This window comes from Stenotrophomonas sp. VV52 (assembly GCF_002893095.1).
GTDB classification, from domain to species: Bacteria; Pseudomonadota; Gammaproteobacteria; order Xanthomonadales; family Xanthomonadaceae; genus Stenotrophomonas; species Stenotrophomonas aracearum.
In genome coordinates this window covers 36,783-63,080 of the sequence record NZ_PKQQ01000008.1, presented here as the reverse complement: position 1 = coordinate 63,080, position 26,298 = coordinate 36,783, and the positions used below count along the sequence as shown (strand labels likewise).

Genomic DNA, 26,298 nt, shown 5'->3' with positions numbered 1-26,298 from the left:
TCACTCTATTTGGTTTGGCCGGAGCCGCCTGGCGGCGGCTGCTGCGACTGTTGCTGTTGCTGCAATTGCTGGCGGCGCGCCTGGATGCGGGCGCGGATGGCTTGCATCTGTTGTTCGCTCGGTCCCTGCGCGGGCGGCTGCGCGTTCGGCGTCTGCGCCGCAGCGGCGGCGGAAGCAGCGGCTGCGGCCGCGTTCGCAGCCGCTTCGGCGGCCTGCGCGGAGGCCGGTGGCACGCGCGGCATCGGGTTGGAGGTCGGCGGCGGCGCCGGCGGGCGAACGCCGTTGCCCTGCCCCGCGCCGGCCGCCGTTCCCAGCACGGTCGGCGGCTCGCCACCCTGGCCGCTGAAGGTCACCAGTTCCAGAGTCTGGGTGCCGCCGGGACCACTCACGGTGGCACTGCGCGGTTCCAGCGCCACCAACTGCCAACCATTCACTGCCTCGCCATTGAGGCGCAGGCGCAGCGACTGCTTCTGGTCAGTCGTGAGGATGGCCATGCCGAATTCGGAGGTCAGCAGGACACCGGTCAGGGTGACCGCGCTGGACGTACTGCCGGCATCGCTGCCACCGAGCAGGTACGGCCGTGGCTTGCGGTCTTCGGCAAACAAGGGACGCGCGCCGATGGCGGCGTAGGACTCGGCCGAGGCCAGCCGTTCCGGCGCGGCCGGCGCCAAGGTGGGCAATGCCGGCGGCACGCGGTCGCCGGCGTCGGGCGGCGCGATGCGGCCGCCCACGCCGAACAGCGTGGCGATCCAGCTCGCGGCGGCCCAGGCGACCACACCGCCGAGCCACCAGCTGCGCAGGGAGGCCAGTTCAATCTTCAATGATCGTGCCCTCGTCAACCGGTTGCGCAACGCCGGGGTCGGTCGGTGCGGCCATCGCCGAGCCTACCGGTTCCAGCCCGGCCGGGGCCGGGCCGGGCGCTGCCGCAGCCGGAGCGGCAATCGCTTCGGTGCCGGCACCGGGTTTGAGGTAGCCGACCAGCTCGAACGACACGTCCAGGCCGGTGCCGCTTTCATTCGGCGAGGCCTGGAAGCGCTGCGCCAGCAGGTTGAGGTTGTTCACGAACAGGCGCGGGCTGCCGGTTTCAAGCGTGTGCAGCACCGCCGCCATTTCCGGCACGCCGCAGCGCAGCCGGACCTGCAGCGCCACGCGCGGGAACTGCGCGTCGCGCGCGGTATCGGTCAGCGGCGAGCGGTTGCTGATGGTGCAGCTGCGGTTGCCCGGGCTGGCCGAGGCGACCGCGTCCTGCAGGCGGCTGGACAGCGCAGCCGCGGCCGATTCGGCGGTGGGTTCGCGCAGGAAGCCGGGTCGCCCCTGCAGGGCTGCTTCCACCTCCTGCAACCGCTGTTGCACCTGGCCGCGTTGCTGCAGCTGCGCGTCCACGCGCTGCTCGCGCTCCTGCGTGTCGGCAATGTCGCGGTTGATGTCCAGCAGCGGGCGGGTGAACCACGGGTGCACCAGCAGCAGGTAGGCCAGCGCCAACGCGGCCAGCAGCAGGCCCAGCGCCAGCCAGCGGTCACGGCGTGTCGGCGGCATTGCCATCGGCAACCTCCGGGGCGGGCGTGGCAGCGGCGGGTGCGGCCGGGTCCGGTGCGCCGGGCAGCGGCTGCAGCTCGGCGGTGAGAGTGAAACGGTCGCGGCCACCGGCCCCACCGTCGGCCTGCAGCACGCCGGTCAGGTTGACCTTGCGCCACAACGGCGAGTCCTGCAGCAGCGGCACCAGCTGCGAGGCTTCGCGGCTGAGGCCGATCAGCTGCAGGGTGTTGCCTTCCACCGACAGCTTTTCCAGGTAGGTGCCGTCGGGCAGCAGGCGGGTGAGTTCGTTCCACAGCTCCACGGTGCTGGCGTGCTCGCTGCGCTTGGCTTCCAGGAATGCGGCGCCGTCGACCAGCTCCTGCAGCTGCTGGCGCTGCGCGGCCACGCGGCGGGCATCGCGCGCGGACGCGTCGACCTGCTCGCGCAGGCGCTCGGCGGCGGCCTGGCGGTTGTCCAGCAGTTGGGTCGCGGCCAGCGCCAACAGCACCACAGCGGCGCAGCCGAGCAGCAGGTTCCAGCGCCGCATCGGGTCGCGGGTGAGCTGGCGCTGGGTCGCCGGCAGCAGGTTCACGCCGAGCGGCTGGCCGTGGCCATCGTCGGCATCCACCCCGGCCAGCTGCTGCGCCCAGGTGCCGGCCTGCTGCGACCACTGCTCCAGCGCCTGGCGCGGAATGACCACCAGCTCCACCTGCAGCTGGCCGTCGGGCAGCGTGCCCAGTTCGCGCACGTCGTAATGCACCTGGCTGGCTTCGAACGGGGTCTGCCGGTCGATCTCGAAACCGACCACGTCGCGCAGGCGCGGCGCGGCAGCGGCCGGCAGGCGCAGCGGGCGGCGCAGCACCGCGGAGGCCGGCAATACCCAGTGCCGGGGCAGTCCGCGCAGGCGCGCGTCGAGCACCCCCTCCAGGTCGGCGGGCGCGGTCGGCCACGGCAGTTCGGCCACGGCCTGGACCTGCTCGGCGGTGTCGCGGCGCAGCACCAGCTGCTCGGCATGCCGCGACAGCAGCAACCGCGACTGCGACCAGCCCATCGCCCACTGCCAGCGCAGCGGCAACCAGGCCAGCAGCGAACGCCGCCACCAGCGCAGGCCAGTGCCCACGCCGGGCGCGAGCCGTCCCCGTGCCTGTTCCAGACTGTCCCGCCAAACCGTCATCGAGCTGCCATTCCCTGTTCCCAGCGAAGTACCGTGTATGTCGTTCCGGGCGTGCCCGCCGCGCCCATGCGTACCACCGCGCGCAGCACCGACACCCGGCCGCGCGGGTCCGTCGCGCGGCTCTCGATACTATAGGTGCCGCTGCCACTGGCAAGCGCGCCGGTCACGTTTTCGTCGCCCGCCGCCTCGCTGCGCTCGCGCTCGGCCAGCAGCGGTTCGGCGTCCAGCCCGAGCGCGGTCAGCACCGGCCCGGCCGCGAAACGGGGATCCGGACGCGACTGCCGACTGTACAGGGTCAGCATCGGTTCCATCCGTTCATACAGGTCCGGATCCATGCCGAGGACCCGCTGCAGTTCGTCCAGGGACTCGAAGCGCCCGTTGCGCGCGCCATACGGCAGGCCGGCCGCCTGGTAGTCGGCTGTTTCGGCACCGCCGCCGGGTTGCTTGAGGTTGTCGGGATCGCGCCAGTCCGCGATCGCGCCGGCCAGCTGCTGGGCCCGCCCGGGCTCCACGTCCAGCGCGCGCAGGAAACCGCCGAGCAGGGCGGTGTCGGCCAGGTTGAGATTGATCTTGCCGTTCTCGTCGACCACCCGCAGGTCGATGCGGCGGCCGTCGAATTCCCAGCGGTAGCGGCGGCCGTCGGCCTGCCAGGACGGCTGCAGCGCGGAGGGCCGCATGCGGAACAGCGCGTACTCCAGTCCTGCGCGGGCGTGTTCCTGGCCGATCGCATCGTCGCCGATCACCCGTTGCTGCAGGTGTTCGATGCGCGCACTGAGCGCGAACGCACCGACCACGGCGGTGAGCAGCGCGATCAGCCACAGCACCAGCACCAGTGCGGCACCGCGCGTGCGCCTCATCGGCGTGCCTCGCGCGCCTGCGACAGCGCGGCGACCATCGGCGGCCACGCCGGTCCCTGCAGTGGCACGATGCGGACTTCCACCAGCAGCGGCAAGCGCCGGGTGTCCTCCCACTGGGTCTGCCACTCGCCGAGCTGGCCGCTCTGCGGGTCGATGCCGCGGTAGCGGAACGCCACCTCGCGCAGGGCGTCGGCCAGCATTTCCGGCGGGCGCGGCGGCGTTTCGGCGATGCGTTCGCCGTTCTGCACCAGGGTCAGCGCCACATCGAGGCGCAGGTCATTGCCGCTGCGGTTGACCTGCAGCTCATGCACGTACGAACCGCCACGACCGAGGTAGCCGGGCAGTTCGGACACGAACAGCATGTGCTGCGGTTCGCCGAGGAAGTACAGCGGTTCGCGGGTGGGATCGGGTGGTTCGGCGGCGGTCGGCAGCGCCATGCTCAAGCGCCGCCGCAGGAAGCCTTCCACCGCGCGCATGCGCTCGTTCTGCGCGGCCACGCGCTCGCCGCGCTGGGCGATGTTCATCGCCGAACGCACGGTGGCGAACGCCAGCGCCAGGCCGCCGACCAGCAGCACCGTGGCCAGCAGCACTTCGATCAGGGTGAAGCCACGGGCAGCACTACGGCTCATCGCGCTGCGTCCGGGGTGGTGGGCAGCAGCCGCAGCGACCGCCACTGCAGGCGTTCGCCATTACCCTCGCCCCAGCGTACCTGCAGGGTCAGCTGGGCCAGGGTGGGACCGGTGGCGATGTTGGCCGCGGCCGGTTGCAGCGTATCGACGCGCGGGTCGACATACGGTTCGACCTGCAGGTCCCAGCGATAGCGCCCGTCCTCCCAGTCGCCCTGGGTGCGCCCGACCTGCAGCGGTGCCTCGATCCCGGTCGCGGCCAGCAGCGACTGCGCATGCAGGGTGGCGCGGGTGCGCAGGTCGGCGCCATGCACCTGGCGCGCCGCGCCGGACAGGCTGCCCAGCAGCAGGGTCAGCGCCAGCGCGAGCAGCGCGAAGGCGACGATCACTTCCAGCAGCGAGTAACCGCGCTGTCGTTTCATTGCGCACCCCGCACCGGCCCGGAGCGCACCTCGCCGGTGATCCAGGCCACGTCGATGCGCCACAGCGCGTCGCGCACGCCCAGCTCGATGCTGCCGCCGCTGGAGCCGCCGTCCGGGTGGAAGGCGATGCCGGCCTTGCCGCTGGCCACGCCGGCGACCTGGCCGGCGCCGCGGAAGTGCACCTCGATGGCGGCCGGCAGGCTGCCGTGGCGCCCGTTGGGCGCTTCCCAGGTGCGCGCCTGCGGGTCGATCAGGAAGCGTTGGCGTTCACCGGTGGCAATGGCCTGGGTGCGCGTGTAGCGCAGCTGGCTGGCGATTTCCTTGCCCGCATTGCGCAGGCGCATGCCGTCGATGCCACCATTCATGGCGGTGGCGGTGACCGCACCGATGATCGCGATGAGCGCCACCACCAGCAGCATTTCCAGCAGCGAAACGCCGCGCACGGCGCGACGCTGCGGCGCGGCGCGTCGCCTGCGAGGACTGCACGATGCTGCGGAACGGCCCAAGCGCGCTTACTCGTACTTGATGTCCGCGTCGTAGCTGCTGCCACCGACCTTGCCGTCCTTGCCCAGGCTGATCAGGTCGAACGGCTGGCCTTCGCCGGGTGCGCGGTATTCCAGCGCATTGCCCCACGGGTCGTTCAGTTCAGCGGGCTTGGCGTACGGACCCAGCCAGCCGCTGCTGCCACCGGGCTGGGTGACCAGGTCGTCGAGCTTGGCCGGCAGCTTGCCGGTATCGAGCTGGTAGTTCTCGATCTTGCCGGCCATGGTCTGCACCTGCGACTTGGCGATGTTGGCCTTGCCGCGGTCGGCGCCGCCGAGCACGCGGCTGCCGACCAGGGTCAGCACCGCGCCGATCAGCACGATGACGATGATGATTTCCAGCAGGCTCATGCCCGACTGGTTGCGCGGCGACGCGAAGTGGGAACGGGTGCGACGGTGGATCATGGAAGCTCCTTCAGCCTATGGCATTGGTGAGGTCGTACAACGGCACCAGCACGGCGACGATCACCAGGCCGACCACCGAGGCCAGCACCAGGGTGATCACCGGCACCAGTGCCGACAGCAGGCGATCGATGGCGCGTGCGGTTTCCTGTTCGAAGGTGTCGGCGGTCTTGAGCAGCATGACATCCAGCGCGCCCGATTCCTCGCCCACCTGGATCATCTGCAGCGCCAGCCGCGGGAAACGCTTGCCCTTGCCGAGCGCGGCGGACAGGCCGTTGCCGTTCTTGACGTCGTCGCTGGCGACATCGACATCGGCGGCCAGCGCGCGGTTGCCCAGCACGTTGCGCGCGATGCCCAGCCCGGACAGCAGCGGCACGCCATTGCGCAGCAGCGTGCCGAGGGTGCGTGCCAGTCGCGCGGTTTCAAGTTTGCCGATCAGCCCGCCGATTCCCTTGCGCTGCAGCAGCCAGCCATCCAGCGCCACGCGTGCGGCCGGTTGGCGCAGCTTGCGCTCGACCACCAGCAGCGCCAGCGCCGGCACCACGATCATCGCCAGCCAGCCCTCGCGCACCACCAGGCCGGCGTTGAGCACCCACTGGGTGAACCACGGAAGGGCCACGTCCAGGCTTTCGTACATCAGCGCGAACTGCGGCACCACGTAACCGAGCAGGAACAGCAGCGCGCCGCCGACCACCGCGAGCAGGATCGCCGGGTAGATCAGTGCGTTGATCACGCGGCCTTTCAGTTCCTGGCTGCGTTCGAGATAGTCCGACAGTCGCTGCAACGTGTCGTGCAGGCTGCCACCGGCTTCGCCGGCACGCACCATGTTGATGTACAGCCGCGAGAACAACCCGTGCTGGCGTTCCAGCGCGGTGGACAGGGCCGCACCGCCGCGCACGACGTCGCGGATGTCGGTGATGACCCGCCGGCTGCGTTCGTCTTCGGGCAGTTCCAGCAGGATGGTCAGCGCACGGTCCAGTGGCTGCCCGGCGCCGAGCAGGGTGGCCAGCTGCTGGGTGAACTGGACCAGCGCGGCGCCGTCGAACGGCTTGCGCCGCAGCAGCGCGGTCCACGAGGTACTGCCCGCCCCACCCTCCCCGGCCAGGCGCGCTTCCATCGGAAGGTGCCCCTGGTCCTGCAGCTTCGCGGCGACATCGGCTTCGCTGGCGGCGTCCATCTGGCCGTCGAACAGCTCACCGTGCGCGTTGAGGGCCTTGTAGCGGTACTGCGGCATGCTCAGCTTTCCTCCGTCACGCGCAGTACTTCTTCAATCGTGGTGTAGCCCTGCAGCGCCTTGGAAAGGCCGTCTTCGTACATGGTGCGCATGCCGGCCGCGCGTGCGATCTGCTCCACTTCGCCCATGCCGGCGCGGCGCATCACCGCGCGGCGCAGCTCGTCGTTCATCACCAGGAATTCCATGATGGTGGTGCGCCCGAGGTAGCCGGTGGGCGCGAGCGCGGAGGGCTGCGCGCGGTACAGGTAGATCTCGCCTTCCGGCTGCAGGCTGCGCAGGTCGAAGCGTTCGATCTCTTCGGGCGAGGCCAGGTAACGCAGCGCATGCTGCGGCTCCAGCCGGCGCACCAGGCGCTGCGCCAGGATGCCGTTGATGGTGGAGGTCAGCAGGTAGTCTTCCACGCCCATGTCGAGCAGGCGGGTGATGCCGCCGGCGGCGTTGTTGGTGTGCAGGGTGGACAGCACCAGGTGCCCGGTGAGCGCCGACTGGATCGCGATGCGCGCGGTTTCCAGGTCGCGCATTTCGCCGATCATGATGATGTCCGGATCCTGGCGCACGATGCTGCGCAGCGCGCTGGCGAAATCCAGCCCGATCTGCGGCTTGGCCTGGATCTGGTTGATGCCTTCGATCTGGTATTCGACCGGGTCTTCAACGGTGATGATCTTGACGTCGGCGGTGTTGAGCTGGCTCAGCGCGGTGTACAGCGTGGTGGTCTTGCCCGAACCGGTGGGTCCGGTGACCAGCAGGATGCCGTGCGGCTGGTCGAGCACCTTGCGGAACTGCGGCAGGAACGCGTCGGTGAAGCCGAGCCGGTGGAAGTCGAACACCACGGTGTCGCGGTCGAGCAGGCGCATCACCACGCTTTCGCCGTGTGCGGTGGGCACGGTGCTCACGCGCAGGTCCAGCTCCTTGCCCTGCACGCGCAGCATGATGCGGCCGTCCTGCGGCAGGCGGCGTTCGGCGATGTTCAGCCGCGCCATGATCTTGATGCGGCTGATCACCGCGGCGGTGAGATTGGCCGGCGGGCTTTCGCCTTCGATCAGCACGCCGTCGACGCGGTAGCGCACCTTCAGGCGGTTTTCGAACGGTTCGATATGGATGTCCGAGGCGCGCAGTTCCACCGCACGCTGGATCACCAGGTTGACCAGGCGGATCACCGGGGCTTCGGAGGCGAGGTCGCGCAGGTGTTCGATATCGTCGACCGCGCTGCCTTCGCCGTCGGCGGTTTCGATGATCGCGCCCATCGCGCTGCGGCCCTGGCCGAACCAGCGCTCGATCACGTCGTCGATCTCCGAGCGCAGCCCGACATGCAGGCGCACCGGCACCGCCATCGCCAGCTGCACCGCGTCGGCGGTGTAGGGCTCCTGCGGATCGCTCAGCCACAGGTCGAGCACGCCGTCGTGCAGGGCCAGCGGACAGGCGTGGAATTGTTTGAGGAAGCGCAGCGACAGCGGCAGCGCGTCGAGCAGGGATTCGGGGGGCGCTTCGGGCACCGCCTTGCCTTCCAGCAACGGCAACGCCAGCACCTCGGCGCAGGCCTGGGCGTGGTCGCGTTCGGACACCAGGCCCAGCCGCACCAGCAGCGGCAGCAGGCTGCCGCCGGACTCGCGCTGCAGCGGGCGCGCGCGGGCCAGGTCGGCCTCTTTCAGCCGCCCGTTGCGCAGCAACAGCGCCACGATGCGGGCTTCCGCATCGGTGGACGACTCTTCAGCAAGATCGTGGGTTACCGCATTCACGAGAGCTCTCCTGGCGACCTGCCGACTTTACCAGTTCGCCGTAGGGCCACATGCGGTGGTGGCCGACAGAAAAACGGGAGCCCGTCACAGGACGGGCTCCCGCAGGCACTACCGGGCCGTTACTGAACGGCCTGGATGCTCACGCCACTGAAGGCCGATTCGCCGACCAGCTTGATGTAGTACGTGCCCGCCACCGGCGCGGTGAAGCGCACGGTTTCGCTGTTGCCCGGACGCGCCGACTTGGCGTCGAAGTCCGTCGCGGACGGCTCTTCGCCGGCGCTGACATACAGCGAGACGTTGCCGCTGCCACCGTAGGTGAGGAAGCTCACCGTCTTGCCGGCCGCCGCTTCGAAGCTGTACAGCGTTTCGCTGCCGCCGGCGCCGCTCAGGCCGGTGACCGCCACGCGGTTGGTCAGCGGCGTCGCATCCGGCGCGCAGTCCTCGGTGCACGGCTCTTCCAGGGCCTTGTCGAGCGCGCCCTTGGCGTCGACGATGCCGCTGCCGATCGGGGTCGCGGCCGGGATGGTCACCGGGAAGGTGCGTGCGCTCTGCTTCAGCAGCGTTTCCAGCTGCGCCGGGGTCAGCGGGTCCTTGCCGGCCGAGGCCAGCGCGCCCTGCACCAGCGCGGCCACGGCGGCCACGTGCGGCGAAGCCATCGAGGTACCGCCCATGCCCATGTAGCTGTAGGCACCGGAGGTCGGGGTGGTCAGGCCGTTGTAGCCGGCCTGCCAGACGTAGCCGCCCGGGTTGCCGTCCACGCCGCCGCCACCGCCCGGACCGGACAGGTCCACCGCCGCGCCGAAGTTGGAGTAGGAGGCGATGCCGCCGGTGATGCGGGTCGCACCGACCGCGATCACGTTGGCGCAGCTGGCCGGGCGGTAGCCGGAGGCGTTGGAGGCCTGGTTGCCGGCCGCCACCACCACGGTGGTGCCGCGCGACACGGCGCCGTTGATCGCATCCTGGTACGCCGGGTCGCACGCGCCGCCGCCGCCCAGGCTCATGTTGATCACTTCGGCCGGGTTCGGGTTGGCCGGAATGCCGGCAACCGTGCCGCCGGAGGCCCAGGTGATCGCGTCGGCGATGTCGGACAGGTAGCCACCGCACTTGCCGAGCACGCGCACCGGCAGCACCTTGGCCTTGTAGGCCAGGCCGGCCATGCCGATCGTGTTGTTGGTCGCTTCGGCGACCGTGCCGGACACGTGCGTGCCGTGCCAGGAGCTGTCTTCAGCCAGCGAACCGGCGTAGCACTCGTTGTCGTTCTCGACCCAGTCGCCGTAATCCAGCGCACCCGGGACGCGTTCATCGGTCGGACGGCGCGAGGTTTCCGCGTCGCTGATGAAGTCATAGCCTTCCAGCAGGGTGCCGGCCGCAAAGTCCGGATGCTGCGGCAAGATGCCGGTATCCAGCACCGCCACCACCACGCCTTCGCCCTGCGCCACGTCCCACGCGGCCGGTGCATTCACACCACCGGTGGCGCTGTGCAGGTGCCACTGGTACTGCGCGTAGTACTGGTCGTTCGGCACCAGCTGCGGGGTTTCCTTGGCGCGCGTGTCGGCGCGCTGCAGCTTGACGTCGGCGGCAGCGTACTGGACCGACGGGTCGGCCTGGATTTCCTTCAGCACTTTCTGCAGGTCGGCCTGGCTGAGCTTGCCCTGCAGGCGGATCACGTCCGCGCCGGTGCCGAGCCGGCGCAGCAGCTGCGGGCTGGCTGCGGCGCTGCGCGAGGCAGTGGCGCCGAGGCTGGCGCGCGAGACCGCCGAGGTCACCGCGGCCAGCTTGGCCGAACGGTCGGCGGCAGCGGCGGTGCCGGTGCGGTATTTGACGATGATGCGTTCGGAATTCTGCTGGGCGGTGCTGGCCTGGCGCGCCGGCTCCTTGACCGGCAACCCGGCGGCATAGGCGCTGGCGCCCACGGACAGCGACAGCACGGCGGCTGCCAGCACGTTGATGCGAAGGTTCTGCTTCTTGGTCACGTTGAAATCCTCTTCAAGGTCATGGATCAAACGACTGTTCAGGCCAACACTCCATGCGGAAACCCCGGCCGGCCCTGGCCAGGGTTCCCGTGACCCGCCCCCTCAGGCCTTGCATTGCATGCGCGGGTTACCAGCCGAAGCCGGCACCCACGCCCACCGAGCTGTCATCACTGCTGAACGCACCACCCAGGGTGACGGTGGCGCGGTCGCTGATGGCGCGCTGATAACCCAGCGACAACGCCGACTCGCCGCTCTGGAAGCCGACGCCGACACCGACCCGGTTCTGCGTCCGGATGCCGGCGGCGCTGGTGGCCATGTTGAGCATGGCCGCGTTCATCGCTCCCTGGCGGTCGATGCGACGGTCCTGGTGACGCAGGCGTTCGTCGATCTCGCCCTTGTAGATGTCGAAGGTGTCGGCCATCGCGCTGTACCGCTGGTCGGTATAGCTGTTGGCCGCGGCAACCCCGCCATCCAGCTGGCCCTTGTTGACCGCGTCGGTAGCGGCGCTGCCGGCGGCGACGTTGGTGACCTGGCGTTCGGCCCCCACCGCACCCACCGAGACCGTGTCGGCACGGTCGGCGACCGAGCCCTGGCCCAGGGCCACCGAGTTGGCGGCGGTGGCGCTGGCCCCCTGCCCGATCGCGGTTGCCGACGCGCCGCTGGCGACGGCGCCTTCGCCCATGGCCACCGAGGTGACCGGCAGCGCGGCTGCCACCGGCTGCGAGCTGCCGTAGCTGGTCGCGGTCGGCGTGCCCTGCACCACCGGCGCATCCGCACTGGCGACGCGGGCCGTGTCCGCGCTGGCAGCGGTGGTCGCCGCCGTGTCAGCCGCTTCGGGCGCGGCCGCCACGCTGGCGGTGGACACCGACGCGGTGCGCGCACGTGCCGCGTTGCTGCCGCCACCGGCGATGCGCTGGTCGAGGTCGCTGACCTTGGCGTCGAGCGCGCCCAGTGCATCGCCTACGTTGTTGTAGGTGCTGCCCTGGATCACGTAGTTCGGCGCCACGAACACGCCCTGCATGCCGACGCTGGCGCCGCCGCCGAGGAAGCTGGCGGTGTCGGTCAGTGCCTGGAACAGCTGCCCGCCGTTGATGGCCTGGCGGCTGCTGCTGGCGATGGACCCGTTGGCGACGTTGTCCACGGTGGTGCCTTCGATCCCCGACAGGGTCAGCGTGCCGCGGCTGCTGTCGTCGTAGCTCAGCGCATTGACCGTGGCGTTCTCCACCGACCCGATGCGGTCGTCGATGTCGCCGACCCGGGTTTCCACCGCGCCCACGCGCTGGTTGGTGGTGTTGAGCTGGCCACCGGTGACCGCGTCGGTGCTGCCGGCGGCGACACGACCGGCCGCGACATTGACGATGCGGCGGGTGGCCGGCGAATCGGTACCGTTGCCGCCACCGACCGAGACCACGTTGGCTTCAGTAGCACGCGACCCCGCACCCAGCGCCAGCGAGTTCGCCCCGGACGCGGCAGCGCCGGCACCGAGTGCGACACCCCCGGCGCCGTTGCTGACGAACGCGCCGTTACCGATCGCCACCGCGTTGGTGGCATTGGTGGAGGACAAACGGCCGAGCACCGTGCTGTTGGTGCCGCTTGCCTTGGCATCGGCACCCACCGCGGTGGCGCCCGTGGCCGACGCGGTGGCGGCGGTGCCCAGTGCGCTGCTGCGGGTGCCGCTGGCGGTGGCTGCCGAGCCGGCCGCCAGCGCATCGGTGCCGCTGGCGCTGGCCACGCCGGTGCCGCTGGCCTGGAAGCGCTGCCCCACCGCATCGGCGGTTGCAGCGACGCTGTCCAGCTGCGCCTTGTTCACCGCATCGGTGGCATGCACCGCCGCGCCCACATTGGTGATGCGGCGCGTGGCCGGACCGGTGGTGCCGTTGCCGCCACCAACCGAGACCACGTTGGCTTCGGTGGCACGCGAGCCTGCGCCCAGCGCCACGCTGCCGGTGCCGTTGGCCCAGGCGCTCTTGCCCAGGGCGGTGGCGTTGATGCCGCTGTAGGCGTAGCTGTCCTGGCCGAGGGCGGTGGAGCCGGCCGAGGTAGCCCACGCCAGCTGTCCGACCGCGGTGGTCTGCGCAGCGGTGGCCCAGGCACTGGCGCCACTGGCGAAGCTGTTGGCGCCGCTGGCCTGTGCGCTGTTGCCGATGGCGATGCTGTACGCACCGGAGGCGGTGCTGCCCCAGCCGAACGCAGTGGCGTAATCGCCGCTGGCTTCGGCACCGTAGCCCACCGCCGTGGTGCGCACGCCACTGGCCGCGCTGAACGCACCGACGGCGGTGCTGTAGTCGCTGCCCGCTTCGGCGCTGTAGCCGAAGGCGGACGACTGCACACCCGCTGCGGTGGAACCGGCACCACTGGCGGTGCTGAACGCCCCGTCCGCCTGCGCACCGGCACCCAGCGCGGTGGCGCCGGTGCCGCTGGCGCTGGTCGCCTTGTCCAGCAACACGTTGCCGTTGGCATCTTCGTAGTACAGCGCACCACCGACCGCGGTGGCCGAATCGGCGGTGGCCGACGCGTTGTAACCCGACGCCGAAGCATAGCGGCCGGACGCCAGCGAACCGCTGCCGTAGGCCGAAGCGCCGGTGCCGAACGCGTTGGAGGCTTCACCTGCGGCGGTGGCGTAGGTGCCATCGACGTAGCTGCCCACGTCATCGCCGTTGCCGCTGCCGGAGGCCTTGAAGTAGCGGTTGGTTTCCTCGGCGGTGTCGGCCACTTCATTGAGCTGGTCGAGGTTCACCGCGTCGGTGCCTTCCGTACCCGCTGCCACGTTGGTGATCTGGCGCTGCGAAGTGGCAGTGCCGACCGAGACGCTGTTGTCGCGGTCCGCACTGGAACCGGCACCCAGCGCCACGCTGTTCACGCCGGTGGCGGTGGCGCTTTCGCCCAGTGCGGTGGCACTGACGGCGTCGGCCCACGAATTCCAGCCGATCGCGGTGGTGTAGTCGTCGGTGGCCCAGGCACCCGCACCGAAGGCCGCAGCACCGGTGCCCGACGCACGCGCCGGAATGAAGCCGAAGAAGGTGCTGCCGCCAATGGCGACGCTTTCATCGCCGGTCGCTTCGCTGTACTCACCGACCGCAACGGCGCTGGCGCCGGAGGCGATTGAACCGTAACCCAGTGCCGAGGACAGCTGGCCGCTGGCTTCGCTGTAGCTGCCGAACGCCGATGCACCGGCTTCGGATGCAGTGGCGCGGAAGCCGTTCGCGGTGGCCTGCTGGCCCGACGCAATTGCTTCGCTGCCACTGGCGCTGCTGTAGGCGCCCGAGGCCTGCGCACCGGCACCGATGGCGCTGGCACCGATCTCGCTGGCGGCGGCACCGTTACCGACCGCGACGCTGTTCTCGCCGGTCGCCTGGGCCTCGCTGCCCAGCGCTGCGGCGCCTTCGGCCGTGGCCAGCGCGTTGAAGCCCACTGCAGTGGCGTTGTCGGCCAGGGCGTTGGCGCCGCTGCCGAGTGCACTGGCACCGTTGCCGATCGCGTTGGAAGCCTCACCGGCGGCGAGCGCGTTGTCGCCGTCGACGAAGGCACCGGCATCACTGTCGTCGCTGCCGCTGGCCTGGAAGTACTTGCTGGTGGTTTCAGCCACCGCTGCCACTTCCTTCAACTGCGCCAGGTTGACCGCATCGGTGTCTTCGGTACCCGCACCGACATTGGTGATCTGGCGATCGATGGCGTCATGCACTACACCGGCGGCATCGGTCCAGGCCTGCGCGGCACCGACCGAGACCGAGTTGGCACGATCGGCCAGCGTGCCGGCACCCAGCGCGACGCTGTTTTCAGCGTCCTTGGTGGTCCAGGTGTTGCTGCCGAGCACGCTCGAGTTCACCGCCTGCGCATAGCTGTTGTAACCGACCACGGTGGCACCGTCTTCGGTGGCCCAGGCTTCGCTGCCGACCGCCGTGGTCTGCACGCCCTGGCTGGCGCTGTTGGCATCGGCGCCGGCCAGCGCGTTGAAGCCGACGGCTACACCGGAGTCGGCGGTCGCTGCGTTGTTGCCCAGTGCCACGCCGTAGGTACCGGCGCGCGCCTGCACGCCGAACGCCGCACCGGCGATGTCGGCGAAGGTGCCCTGGCCGACCGCGGTGGCGACTTCAGAGGCTTGGCTGTAGGTACCGATGGCGGTGCCGAAGAAGCCGGCGGTGGCACCTGCACCGAACGCACTGGCGGCCCAGCCGTCAGCGGTGGCGAAGTTGCCGATCGCGGTGGTCTCGCGACCCAGCGCCCAGGCGCCGTAACCGACCGCCGTTGCGGCCAGGCCGCTGGCTTCGGAACCGGCACCGATCGCCACGCCGCCAAAGCCCTGCGACAGCGCGCCGCCGCCGATGGCGACCGAGGCGTTGCCGCTGGCATTGCTCAGGTCGCCCACTGCAACGGCACCGGCGCCGCTGCTGGCGGCATTGCTGCCCAGTGCTACCGCGTTGTCGGCGGTGGCGGTGGCGTTGAAGCCGACCGCGGTGGCTTCGTTTGCGACCACGGTGCTGCCGGCGCCCAGCGCGGTGGCGCCGTTGCCGATGGCGTTGCTGGCTTCACCGGCGGCCAGTGCATCGTCGCCGTCGACGAACGCACCGGCGTCGCTGGCATCGCTGCCGCTGGCCTGGAAGTACTTGCTGGTGGTGGCGGCCGCGTCGGCGACCGCGTTGAGCTGGTCGAGGTTCACCGCGTCGGTACCTTCGGTACCGGCGGCCACGTTGGTGACCTGGCGTTCGCTGCCGGCGCTGCCCACCGACACGCTGTCGTCGCGGTCGGCAATCGAGTCCGCACCGAGCGCCACGCTGTTTTCGCCTTCGGAGGTGGCGGCGTTACCCAGCGCCGTGCTGTTCAAGCCCGGCGACCACGCACCACCACCCACGGCGGTGGAGTAGTTGCCGGAGGCTTCGGTCGGCAGCAGGCCGAACAGCGCGCCACCGACGGCCACGCTGTTGGTGCCGCTGGCGAGGCTGCCCTGGCCGGTGGCGGTACTGTAGGAACCGCTGGCGACGGCATCGCCGCCGAGCGCGACACTGTTCGACCCGGTGGCCTGGGCGAAGCTGCCCAGCGCAGTCGCGTTGAAGGCCGTGGCGGCGGCGTAGCCACCAATGGCGGTGGTGTAGCCGGCGGTGGCTTCGGAGGCGAAGCCGTAACCGGCCGACAGGGTGCCGCTGACCACGCTTTCCGCGCCCACTGCCGTGGCCCCGGAACCGCTGGCGGTGCTGTAGTAACCGAGCGCGACCGATTCCTCACCGGCTGCTTCGGAAAGTGCGCCGCCGGCCAGGCTGCCTGCGCCGGAGGCCACGCTGGCCGCACCGCTGGCGGTGCTCTGCTCGCCCGAGGCCAGGCTTTCAGCGCCGCTGGCGGTGGCGTACTCGGCGGTGGCCTGCGCGTTGGCCCCGCTCGCCGTTGCATTGGCGGTGGTGGCCAGCGCGTTGAAACCGACCGCGGTGGCATTGGTCTCGAGGGCGAACGCGCCGCTGCCGACTGCCGACGCACCGCTGCCGCTGGCGAAGCTGCTGGAGCCCACCGCCGTGGCGTAGTCGCCATCGGTGGCGGCATTCGAACCGGCCGCCACGCTTTCAGCGCCGCCGGCCACGGCCACGCCGTCACCGGTGGCCTGGAACTTGTCCGTGGCGGCGGTCAGCTGGTCCACGTTGACCGCGTCGGTGCCTTCGGTACCGGCAGCCACCTGGGTGATCTGGCGCTGCTGGTCGTCGTTGCCGACCGAGACGGTGTACGCACGATCCGCGCGCGAACCTGCACCGAGCGCCACTGCGTTGGAGGCGCTGGCGTTGCTGCCGGCACCGATGCCGATGGCACTTTCGCCACCGGCCACGACATTGGTGCCGATGGCGATGGTGTTGATGCTGTTGCCCAGCGCCTGGTAGCCGACCGCGACGCTGTTGTCGCCGTAGCCGAAGGCGCCGCGACCCAGTGCGGTGGAACTGCTGCCGCGCGCCCAGCTGTTGTAGCCCACGGAGGTGGCACCGGCGCCGTCGGCCCAGGCCGCGTACCCCACCGCAGTGGCATTGGCGTCGGTAGCCCAGGCGCTGGCGCCGAACGCGGTGGCGCTCTCAGCAGTGGCCCATGCGTACGCACCGGTGGCGGTGCTTTCCACGCCGCTGGCAAACGCGTTGTCGCCCTGTGCAGTGCTGTAGTCGCCGGTCGCGCGCGACTTGTAGCCCTGGGCCAGGCTGTTGTCGCCCAGCGCCTGTGCGCCGTTGCCGAACGCGTTGCTCTGCGCACCGGTGGCCTGCGCACCGGCACCGACCGCAACTGCGTCCTGTGCAGCGGTGGTGCCCACGGTGACGGCATTGCCATCGCCGTCGACGATGGGCTGGTTGTACTGGTCGTAGGCCTGGCCAAGGCCGCCGATGGCGACGCTGCCAGTGCCGGTGGCGGCGACGTTGCGGCCGACCGCGACGCTGTCATCGCCGAGTGCCGACGCGCCATTACCCACCGCGGTCGCACCCGCGCCGAACGCGTTGCTGGCTTCGCCGGCAGCCAGGGCGCCGTCGCCGTCGGCGAACGCACCCACGTCGCTGTCCTGCGACGGATTGGCCTTGAAGCGCTTGGCGGTTTCATCGGCGGTGGCGGCCACGCTGTCCAGCTGCGCCTTGTTCACCGCATCGGTGTCTTCGGTACCGGCGGCCACGTGGGTGACCTGGCGCTCGCTGCCGACATCGCCGACCGACACGGTGTTGTCGCGCACCGCGGTGGAGTTGGCACCCAGCGCGACGCTGTTGGCACCGCGTGCGGTGCTGTAGAAGCCAACTGCCGTGCTCAGCTCGCCGCTGGCCCAGCTTTCCGCGCCGAGCGCGGAGGCGCCCTCGCCCGGCGCATAGGCGAAGTAGCCCACGGCCGTCGCTTCAGTGCCGGAGGCTTCGCTCAGCGTGCCGTTGGCCACCGCGTAGTCGCCGCTGGCAATCGCACCGGCGCCGACCGCCGTGGCGGCTTCGCCGCTGGCCTGGGTCTGCACGAAGAAGCCCAGGCCCGGGATCAGGTCGGCCGGACCACCGATGGCGGTGCTGCTGGTACCGGCGGCCACGCTCTGGGTGCCGACCGCCGTGGCGTAGTCGCCCGTCGCATTGGCGACCGCACCGAACGCGGACGACTGCGCACCGGCCGCATACGCGCCGACGCCGTAGGAGGACGCGGCGAAGCCGGAGGCTTCGGCGCTGGCGCCCACCGCGGTGCCGCCGACGCCGGCGCTGGTGGCACCGGTATCGACCGGCACCCCGCCGTTGGTGATCAGCGGGTTGCCGTCTTCGTCCACGGCGGCGCCGCCCACGGCGACGCTGCCCGGGCCGTTGGCCTGGGCGTTGTTGCCGAACGCGGCGCTGTTCTGGCCACTGGCCAGTGCGTTGTAGCCGACCGCAGTGGCGTTCTGCGCAACGGCGGTAGCGCCGCTGCCGAGCGCGGTGGTGCCGTTGCCAAGTGCGTTGGTGGCTTCACCCACGGCGGTGGCGTTGTCGCCATCGGCAAATGCGCCGGCATCGCTGTCGGCGCTGCCGGTGACCTGCACGTACTTCGCGGTGGTGGCGGCCACGTCGCCCACTTCGTCGAGCTGGGCCTTGTTCACCGCGTCGCTGGCTTCGGTGCCGGCGGCGACGTGGGTGATCTGGCGTTCCAGGCCGTTGTTGTTGCCGACCGAGACGGTGTCGACGCGATCCGCGTACGAGCCTGCACCCAGCGCGACGCTGCCCACGGCAACGGCAGCGGAGTTGGAGCCCAGGGCCGCGCTGAAGTCGGCCACGGCGGTGCTGAACGCACCCACCGCAATCGAGGCTTCGCCGCCGCTGCCGGCGCCGCGGCCGAGCGAGGTGCTGCCCGCGCCGATGGCCAATGCGCCGCCACCAATCGCGGTGGCACCGTCGGCACTGGCTTCGGCCAGGCCACCGATCGCCGTAGCTGCGCCGTTTTCGCTGGCGGCAAAGGCGGACGCACCGAGCGCGACATCGCCGAGGCCGAACGCCATCGCGCTCTGGCCGACAGCCACGGTCGCGTCGCCGATGGCGAGGCTGTTCTGGCCGAATGCACTACCGCCGAGGCCCGCAGCCACCGCATCGGTGCCCACTGCCGTGGTGGCGTTGGCCAGCGCCTGGCTGTTGTGGCCGAGTGCGATCGCACCGTCGCCGTCGGCGTTGGCGTCGGCACCGGCAGCGAGCGCGCCGTCACCGTCGATGCTGGCCGCGTCGCTGTTGTCGCCAGCGCCGTCGGCCTTGAAATAGCGGGTTGCACCGGCAGCGGTCGCCGCCACCGTGTCCAGCTGTGCCTTGTTCACCGCGTCGGTCGCGGCGGTGCCGGCGGCGACATTGGTCACCTGGCGTTCCTTGCCGGCGTCACCCACCGACACCGTGTTGGCGCGTGCGGCACGCGAGCCGGCGCCGAGTGCCACGCTGTTGGCGGCCGAGGCCGTGCTGTTGCTGCCGATCGCCACCGCATTGGTGCCGGACGCCGTGGCGTTGCCGTCAACCACGCAGCTGTCGATCACGTTGCTGTTGAGCACCACGCAGTTCGCGTTGCCGCCCACTTCCACCGATTGCGCATGCGCATCGGATATCGCGCCGCTCATGCCGAGTCCCAGCGTCAACGCAATGGCGGCGGACAACACCGACGCACCGCGTGCGTCGGCAGACCGTCGCTGGTCGATCACCACGCCCGGGGTCTGGCTGCTGGCCAATTCGGAGGCAACCACCATCTGCCCCAGTGCTTTGTTCCAGACCTTGCGATAAATCCGATTCATCGATGCGACTCCTGGTTGGACTGGTTTTAGGCAAAGCGACGCCAACGCCGGACACCGTGGTCCAACGTCCCCTGGGGGCGTGTGCTTGAATTTTTTGGATCACTGCGTGAAGTGCCGAACGGCGTGTGCAACGAACAGAGAACGCGCCATCCGTGGGGTTACTGCAGAACTGAACGCTGTCGAAATGAGACCTCAGTGTTAACGCAGGGTTTTGGTGGCGTCAAGACTTTGACGTCAAAAACTGTGCGAACGCGAGAGTCGTCACAGATCTGACTATTCATCAACGTGTTTTGTTAGATCGATGTGAGCATTCTTCATCACACGCATTCACGCATGTAACGCGCTGTAACTCGTTGCTTCGACACAGGTTGAAATCGCGCGCAAAAAAAAACCGCCGACAACGTCGGCGGTTTTTTCACATGGTGCTCACTGCGTCATCACACGCACTCAGCCGCACCATACTCTTGCGTTGCGGAACATGCGCAGCCACGGCGAGTCACCGTTCCAGTCCGCCGGACGCCAGCTCAGGTTCACTGCGCGCGGCGTGCGCTCCGGGTGCGGCATCATGATGGTGACGCGGCCGTCGCTGCTGGTCAGGCCGGTGATGCCGTCGGGCGACCCGTTCGGGTTGAACGGGTACTGGCTGGCAACGTTGCCATCACCGTCCACGTAGCGCAGCGAGACGCGTGCCGCCGCCTGGTCGACCGGGCTGGCGAACACCGCCTGGCCCTCACCGTGCGCCACTGCCACCGGCAGGCGCGAACCGGCCATGCCACGCAGCAGGATCGACGGCGACTCCACCACTTCCAGCAACGCGGTACGTGCTTCGAACTGCTCGCTGCGGTTGCGGCGGAACTGCGGCCAGTGTTCGGCACCGGGAATGATGTCCTTGAGCTGGCTCATCATCTGGCAGCCGTTGCAAACACCCAGCGCGAAGCTGTCTTCGCGCGCGAAGAACGCAGCGAACGCATCGCGCAGTGCGCTGCGCTCCAGCACCGAGGTGGCCCAGCCGCGACCGGCACCGAGCACGTCGCCGTAGCTGAAGCCACCGCACGCGGCCAGGCCGGTGAAGTCGGACAGCTGCACGCGGCCTTCGATCAAGTCGCTCATGTGCACGTCGAAGCTGTCGAAGCCGGCACGTTCGAAGATGTTGGCCATTTCGATCTGGCCGTTGACGCCCTGCTCGCGCAGCACCGCCACGCGCGGACGCGCACCGGTGTTGATGAACGGAGCTGCCACATCTTCATTGAGGTCGAAGCTGAGCTTCGGCTTCAGGCCCGGCGCGGTGAAGCTGCGCGCGACGGCGCGTTCCTGGTCGGCATTGTCCGGGTTGTCGCGCAGCTTCTGCATGGCGTGGGTGACCGACCACCAGGCGTCGAACAGCGCTTCCCAGCGCCACTCGACCAGGCTTTCGCCCTGCAGCGAGACCCGCACCACCGGTGCGGTGGTCGGGCGCGCGATGCGCTGTGCGCATTCGGTCAGCGCATGGCGCTCGACCAGGTCGGCGAACGCGGCGCGGTCTTCGCGCGCGATCTGCACCACGGCGCCCAGTTCTTCATTGAACAGGCTGCGGAAGGGGTCATCGCCCCAGGCGTCCAGGGTGATGTCCAGGCCCTGGCGCGAGGCGAAGGCCATCTCGCACAGGGCGGCAAACGCACCGCCGTCGCTGCGGTCGTGGTACGCCAGCAGCAGGCCGGCCTGGCGGGCGTCGCGGATCAGTTCGAAGAAGCCACGCAGGCGCTGCGGGTCATCCAGGTCCGGCACGGCACCGGCGAAGGCCGGCAGCGCGCTGTGGTCGGCATGCACCTGGGCCAGGATCGAACCGCCCAGGCGCTGCTTGCCCGCGCCCAGTCCGATCAGCCACAGCTCGCTGTCGGTGTCGCGGTCCAGCAGCGGGGTCAGCTGGGTGCTGGCGTCGGCCACCGGGGCGAACGCGGAGATCACCAGCGACACCGGCGACACCGACTTGTGTGCCTGGCCGGCGTCGTGCCACTGCGCCTGCATCGACAGCGAGTCCTTGCCGACCGGAATGCTCAGGTCCAGCTGCGGGCACAGTTCCATGCCCACGGCGCGCACCGCGTCGTACAGCAGCGCATCTTCACCATTGTGGCCGGCCGCAGCCATCCAGTTGGCCGACAGCTTCACCGTCTCCAGCGCATCGACCGGGGCCGCGCACAGGTTGGTGATGGCTTCGCCGACCGCCATGCGCGCCGACGCAGCCGCGTCCAGCAGGGCCAGCGGGGTGCGTTCGCCGATGGCCATCGCTTCACCGGCCAGGGTGTCGAAGCCGGACAGGGTGATCGCGACGTTGGCCAGCGGCAGCTGCCACGGGCCGATCATCTGTTCGCGCGCGGTCAGGCCGCCGACGCTGCGGTCGCCGATGGTGACCAGGAAGTTCTTCGAGGCCACCGACGGGTGCGCCAGCACGCGCAGGCCGGCCTCGTGCAGGTCCAGCCCGTGGGTCTTCAGCGCGGGCCAGCGCGGTGCCGGCGGGTGCGCGGTGTCGCGGTGCATCTTCGGCGGCTTGCCGAACAGCACGTCCATCGGTAGGTCGATCGGCGCATCGGCCGGAATGTTGCCGACCGTGGCGCCGTAGGCGACCACCAGGCGCTCTTCCGCCGTGGCCACGCCGACAGCAGCGAACGGGCAACGCTCGCGCGCGCACAGCGCGGCGAACTCGGCCAGGCGCGCCTGCGGCACGCCGAGCACGTAGCGTTCCTGCGATTCGTTGCACCACAACTGCATCGGCGACAGCGACGGATCGTCGGTGGGCACCTTGCCCAGGTCGATCACACCGCCCACGCCGGAGTCGTGCAGCAGCTCGGGAATGGCGTTGGACAGGCCACCGGCGCCAACGTCATGGAACCAGCGGATCGGATTGTCCAGGCCGAGCGCGACGCAGCGGTCGATCACCTCCTGGCAGCGCCGCTCCATTTCCGGGTTGTCGCGCTGCACGCTGGCAAAGTCCAGGTCCTCGGCGCTTTCGCCGGAAGCCACCGAACTGGCGGCACCGCCACCGAGGCCGATCAGCATGGCCGGGCCACCGAGCACGATCACCGCGTCGCCGGGCTGCAGCTTGAGCTTTTCCACCTGGACCTGGTCGATCGCGCCGAGGCCACCGGCCAGCATGATCGGCTTGTCGTAGGCGCGGGTCAGGCCCTCGCCTTCGGGCAGTTCGAAGCTGCGGAAGTAGCCGAGCAGGTTGGGCCGGCCGAACTCGTTGTTGAAGGCGGCGCCGCCGAGCGGGCCCTCCAGCATGATGTCCAGTGCCGGGGCCATGCGCGGGTTCAGCGCGCGCGGCGCTTCCCACGGCTGCGGCAGGGTCGGAATGCGCAGGTGCGAGACCGAGAAGCCGGTCAGGCCGGCCTTCGGCTTGCCGCCGCGACCGGTGGCGCCTTCGTCGCGGATCTCGCCGCCGGCGCCGGTCGAAGCACCCGGGAATGGGGCGATCGCGGTCGGGTGGTTATGCGTTTCCACCTTGATGCAGAACGCCGAGTCGACCACCGGCTCGCTGCGGTACTGGCCACTGTCCGGGTCCGGCCGATAGCGCGCGGCCGGGAAACCGGCCACCACCGCCGCGTTGTCGCTGTACGCGCTGAGCGTGTGCTGCGGGGTCTGCTGGTGGGTGTTCTTGATCATGCGGAACAGCGAGTGCGGCTTGTCGGCGCCGTCGATGGTCCAGCTGGCGTTGAAGATCTTGTGCCGGCAGTGCTCGGAATTGGCCTGCGCGAACATCATCAGTTCCACGTCCGACGGCTTGCGGCCCAGTTCGCCGAAGCGCTGGCGCAGGTAGTCGATCTCGTCCTGGGCCATGGCCAGGCCGAGCCGGCGGTTGGCCTCTTCCAGGTCGTCCAGCGCCACCCGCTCCAGCTCGCCACGGGCCGGCGCGGTGAACAGCGCCTGGGCCTGGGCGGCGTCGTCCAGCACCGACTGGGTCATCGGGTCATGCAGCGCGCGCACCAGCGCCTCGCGGGCGTCGGCATCGGCCGGCCAGCCGGCCAGGTCGATACGCAGGCCGCGTTCCACGCGGCGGATCGGCTGCCCGGCGCCACGCACCAGTTCGGTGGCCTTGCTCGACCACGGCGACAGCGTGCCCAGGCGCGGCACCACGAAGCGGGTGACGGCCCCGGCCTCCTGCGGTGCCAGCGCGGGCTGGGCTTCCAGGATCCGGCTCAGGATCGCCGGGTCCGGCGTGGCCTCGCCCTCGGTCTGGATGAAGTAGACGTGCCAGGCACCGGTGATGCGAACGTCGGCGGCAAGGGACTGCAGGCGGGTTTCAAGCCGTTCGCGGCGGAACGGCGAAAGGGCGGATGCGCCCTCGAGGACCATCATGTCCGGGGAACCGTGGTTGGAGACGGGGCCCACTATTGTACCGGTCCGACGCCCCCGGGTGGTCGCTGCCGGGCTGCCGCCGGCCCGTCCCGGTTCACCGACCAGCCGCCCGAACTTTGCGCTGGCGCACGGAATGGCCCGCCGATCCATGACAACGTTGCCACGACCCGCCCAGCCCGACGCCCGGCGGGACCCCGTCCGCCCCCACTGCTGTTGCCGGCCCCTCTCACCGGCCCCGGACCTGCTGCACCGCTGGGCGGCACCCCGCCGCCCAGCGCCACCCTTGATCGGAGTACGACCATGGCTGACCCGATTGCGCGCAGTACGGTGACATCGTTATCCCCTCGCTGGCTGCTGGCGCTTGCGCTGGCCTCGGCCACCCTCGCCCCCGGCGTCGCGCTTGCCGCGAGCTGTACCGGAGTGCCCGAGTGGAACGGCAATGCGATCTACCTGGCAGGCAGCACGCTGCAGAAAGGCGGCATCCTCTACCGGGCCAACCAGGACATCTGGAACGCCCCGCCCGACCATCCGGCCGGCGCGCCGTACTACACCAACCTGGGCGCCTGCGACAGCGGCGGCAGCAACCAGGCCCCCAGCGTCAGCCTGACCTCGCCGGCCAACGGCGCCAGCTTCAGCGCCGGCAGCAGCATTACCGTGAGCGCCAACGCCAGCGACGCCGACGGCAGCGTGAGCAAGGTCGAATTCTTCCGGGGCGGCACTTCGCTCGGCATCGACACCAGCGCGCCCTACAGCGTCACCTGGGCCAATGCCTTGGCCGGCACCCACACCTTCAAGGCGGTGGCCACCGACAACAACAATGCGGTGACGTCTTCGGCCACGGTGAGCGTGACCGTGAACGCGGCCAGCAATGACACCACCGCGCCCAGCGTGCCGGGTGGTCTGTCCTCGCCCTCGAAGACCGCCACCACGGTCAACCTGGCCTGGACCGCAGCCACCGACAACAACGGCGGCAGCGGCGTCGCAGGCTATGACGTGTACCGCAACGGCGCCCTGGTCGGTTCGCCCAGCGCCACCCAGTACACCGACGGCGGGCTGACTGCCAGCACCGCGTACACCTACCGTGTGCGTGCGCGCGACAACGCCGGCAACGCCTCGGCGCAGAGCGCGTCGATCAGCGTCACCACCGCAGCGGGCGGTGGCGGCGGTGGCAACAAGCGGGTGATCGGCTACTTCACCCAGTGGGGCATCTACGGCCGCAACTACCGGGTCAAGAACATCGACACCAGCGGCTCGGCCAGCAAGCTGACCCACATCAATTACGCGTTCGGCAACGTGCGCAACAACCGCTGCGAAGTGGGCGTCACCCAGCCTTCGGACCCGAACACCGGGGCCGGCGGCGACGCGTTCGCCGACTACACCAAGGCCTTCCAGGCCGGTGAAAGCGTCAGCGGCAGCGCAGACACGTGGGACCAGCCGCTGCGCGGCAACTGGAACCAGCTCAAGCAGCTCAAGGCCAAGCACCCGAACGTGAAGGTGCTGATCTCGCTCGGTGGCTGGACCTGGTCGCGCGGCTTCTCCAGCGCGGCGCAGCCGGCCAACCGCCAGGCCTTCGTGGCGTCGTGCATCGACGCCTACATCAAGGGCAACCTGCCGGTGACCGACGGTGCTGGTGGCGTAGGCGCGGCGGCCGGGGTGTTTGATGGCATCGACATCGACTGGGAGTACCCGGTCGCGTGCGGCTTGAGCTGCGGTACTGCGGCCGACAACGCCAACTTCACCGCGCTGATGGCCGAGTTCCGCCGCCAGCTCGATGCGGTGCGCCCGGGCCTGTTGCTGACCGTGGCGGTCGGCGCGGGCATCGACAAGATCCGGGTGACCGACCCGGCGGCGTATCACGGCTATCTCGATTACATCAACGTGATGACGTACGACTTCCACGGCGCGTTCGACCCGATCACCGGCCACCATTCGGCGCTGTTCGATTCGCCGTCGGACCCGTCGACCGGCGATACGAAGCTGTACAACAGCAACGATGCGATGGAAGCGTTCATCGCGCGTGGCGTGCCGGCCAGCAAGCTCAACCTGGGCATCGGTTTCTACGGTCGCGGCTGGACCAACGTGCCGAACGTCAACAACGGCCTGTACCAGAGCGGCAGTGCGGCGGCGGGGACGTACGAAGCGGGCATTGAAGACTGGAAGGTGCTGAAGAACCTCAACCATCCGATCTTCACCGACGCCAACGCACGCGCCACCTGGAGCTACAACGGCACCACGTTCTGGAGCTTCGACACTCCGGCGATGGTCACCGAGAAGATGGGCTACGTGAAAACCCAGGGCCTCGGCGGCGCGTTCTTCTGGGAGTTCAGCGGCGATGACACCCAGGGCACGCTGGTGAACACGATCAGCAATGGCTTGAAGTAACGCGCAGGACGCGCCCGGGGCCGCGATGGCTCCGGGCGCGATACGGCGTAGTCGTTGATCGAATCATGGAAGTCGTCGGCAAGCGTCGCCGACGAATAATGGGCCACCCTGTTCAACAGTGCGGTAACCCAGCTTGCGAACCCCAACGGTTTTTCTACGCGTGGCGGCTGTATTCGGCAATGCGCGCGCCCGGGACAAAGTCGAAATCCGGACGCTGCTCAAGCCCATTTCCATCAAGACGATCAGGAACTGGCAGGCAGCCCGCCGATGGGAGCCGACCTGGGGCAACGGCAGCAGGACAACCGCGCCTGACCTGACCACCCTGCCACTACGCAGCTGCGCCCCGGACACCCTTACCAATCGGGTTGCCGCGGTCGAATCCGACCG

General features: G+C 69.9%; 14 protein-coding genes. 1 reads left to right on the top strand and 13 read right to left on the bottom strand.

All coding sequences use genetic code 11. The annotated features are described in order from the left end of the window. Window positions 1-5: 5 nt before the first annotated feature. The 13 genes from C2U58_RS13775 to purL all read right to left on the bottom strand — a co-directional run bounded on the left by C2U58_RS13775 (window position 6) and on the right by purL (window position 23,529). Window positions 6-821: a general secretion pathway protein GspN gene (locus C2U58_RS13775; RefSeq protein WP_102946363.1), complete on the bottom strand. Its 816-nt coding sequence runs from the start codon at window positions 819-821 to the stop codon at window positions 6-8. Beyond that, window positions 811-1,542 (bottom strand): type II secretion system protein GspM, encoded by a 732-nt coding sequence (gene gspM, locus C2U58_RS13770; protein WP_102946362.1) that lies wholly within the window; start codon window positions 1,540-1,542, stop codon window positions 811-813. Before gspM ends, C2U58_RS13775 begins: the two co-directional genes overlap by 11 nt. Beyond that, window positions 1,517-2,689 (bottom strand): PilN domain-containing protein, encoded by a 1,173-nt coding sequence (locus tag C2U58_RS13765; protein ID WP_102946361.1) that lies wholly within the window; start codon window positions 2,687-2,689, stop codon window positions 1,517-1,519. Before C2U58_RS13765 ends, gspM begins: the two co-directional genes overlap by 26 nt. After that, window positions 2,686-3,546 (bottom strand): type II secretion system protein GspK, encoded by an 861-nt coding sequence (locus tag C2U58_RS13760; protein WP_102946360.1) that lies wholly within the window; start codon window positions 3,544-3,546, stop codon window positions 2,686-2,688. The genes C2U58_RS13765 and C2U58_RS13760 overlap by 4 nt, the downstream gene beginning before the upstream one ends. Continuing rightward, window positions 3,543-4,175, bottom strand: a complete 633-nt coding sequence (locus C2U58_RS13755) for a type II secretion system protein J (RefSeq protein ID WP_102946359.1) — start codon at window positions 4,173-4,175, stop codon at window positions 3,543-3,545. The genes C2U58_RS13760 and C2U58_RS13755 overlap by 4 nt, the downstream gene beginning before the upstream one ends. Then, complete coding sequence (locus C2U58_RS13750) at window positions 4,172-4,594, bottom strand: prepilin-type N-terminal cleavage/methylation domain-containing protein (protein WP_102946358.1); 423 nt, start codon at window positions 4,592-4,594, stop codon at window positions 4,172-4,174. Before C2U58_RS13750 ends, C2U58_RS13755 begins: the two co-directional genes overlap by 4 nt. Further along, window positions 4,591-5,013, bottom strand: a complete 423-nt coding sequence (locus C2U58_RS13745; RefSeq protein ID WP_102946479.1) for a GspH/FimT family pseudopilin — start codon at window positions 5,011-5,013, stop codon at window positions 4,591-4,593. The genes C2U58_RS13750 and C2U58_RS13745 overlap by 4 nt, the downstream gene beginning before the upstream one ends. Before the next feature lie 93 nt (window positions 5,014-5,106). Continuing rightward, the gene (gene gspG / locus C2U58_RS13740) at window positions 5,107-5,541 is read right to left on the bottom strand and encodes a type II secretion system major pseudopilin GspG (protein WP_102946357.1); all 435 of its coding nucleotides are present in this window, start codon (window positions 5,539-5,541) and stop codon (window positions 5,107-5,109) included. Between the two features lie 10 nt (window positions 5,542-5,551). Beyond that, window positions 5,552-6,772, bottom strand: coding sequence for a type II secretion system F family protein (locus C2U58_RS13735; protein WP_102946356.1), 1,221 nt, complete (start codon window positions 6,770-6,772; stop codon window positions 5,552-5,554). Window positions 6,773-6,774: 2 nt separating this feature from the next. Beyond that, window positions 6,775-8,508, bottom strand: coding sequence for a type II secretion system ATPase GspE (gene gspE / locus C2U58_RS13730; RefSeq protein WP_102946355.1), 1,734 nt, complete (start codon window positions 8,506-8,508; stop codon window positions 6,775-6,777). Between the two features lie 119 nt (window positions 8,509-8,627). After that, window positions 8,628-10,481, bottom strand: coding sequence for a S8 family peptidase (locus tag C2U58_RS13725; protein WP_102946478.1), 1,854 nt, complete (start codon window positions 10,479-10,481; stop codon window positions 8,628-8,630). A 127-nt stretch (window positions 10,482-10,608) separates the two neighbouring features. Further along, entirely contained in the window at window positions 10,609-19,197 is an 8,589-nt protein-coding gene (locus tag C2U58_RS13720) for an ESPR-type extended signal peptide-containing protein (RefSeq protein ID WP_102946354.1), read from the bottom strand. Between the two features lie 447 nt (window positions 19,198-19,644). Then, window positions 19,645-23,529, bottom strand: coding sequence for a phosphoribosylformylglycinamidine synthase (gene purL / locus C2U58_RS13715; protein ID WP_102946353.1), 3,885 nt, complete (start codon window positions 23,527-23,529; stop codon window positions 19,645-19,647). Between the two features lie 300 nt (window positions 23,530-23,829). Between purL and C2U58_RS20430 the strand changes: the two genes are divergently transcribed. Continuing rightward, window positions 23,830-25,911, top strand: a complete 2,082-nt coding sequence (locus C2U58_RS20430; protein WP_102946352.1) for a glycosyl hydrolase family 18 protein — start codon at window positions 23,830-23,832, stop codon at window positions 25,909-25,911. Window positions 25,912-26,298: the final 387 nt, after the last annotated feature.

Bases quoted from the DNA above. Each gene is read 5' to 3' on its own strand.
- gspM (WP_102946362.1), bottom strand. From the start codon at position 1,542: ATGGCAATGCCGCCGACACGCCGTGACCGCTGGCTGGCGCTGGGCCTG.
- C2U58_RS13765 (WP_102946361.1), bottom strand. From the start codon at position 2,689: ATGACGGTTTGGCGGGACAGTCTGGAACAGGCACGGGGACGGCTCGCG.
- C2U58_RS13760 (WP_102946360.1), bottom strand. From the start codon at position 3,546: ATGAGGCGCACGCGCGGTGCCGCACTGGTGCTGGTGCTGTGGCTGATC.
- C2U58_RS13755 (WP_102946359.1), bottom strand. From the start codon at position 4,175: ATGAGCCGTAGTGCTGCCCGTGGCTTCACCCTGATCGAAGTGCTGCTG.
- C2U58_RS13750 (WP_102946358.1), bottom strand. From the start codon at position 4,594: ATGAAACGACAGCGCGGTTACTCGCTGCTGGAAGTGATCGTCGCCTTC.
- C2U58_RS13745 (WP_102946479.1), bottom strand. From the start codon at position 5,013: ATGCTGCTGGTGGTGGCGCTCATCGCGATCATCGGTGCGGTCACCGCC.
- gspG (WP_102946357.1), bottom strand. From the start codon at position 5,541: ATGATCCACCGTCGCACCCGTTCCCACTTCGCGTCGCCGCGCAACCAG.
- C2U58_RS13735 (WP_102946356.1), bottom strand. From the start codon at position 6,772: ATGCCGCAGTACCGCTACAAGGCCCTCAACGCGCACGGTGAGCTGTTC.
- C2U58_RS13720 (WP_102946354.1), bottom strand. From the start codon at position 19,197: ATGAATCGGATTTATCGCAAGGTCTGGAACAAAGCACTGGGGCAGATG.
- purL (WP_102946353.1), bottom strand. From the start codon at position 23,529: ATGATGGTCCTCGAGGGCGCATCCGCCCTTTCGCCGTTCCGCCGCGAA.
- C2U58_RS20430 (WP_102946352.1), top strand. From the start codon at position 23,830: ATGGCTGACCCGATTGCGCGCAGTACGGTGACATCGTTATCCCCTCGC.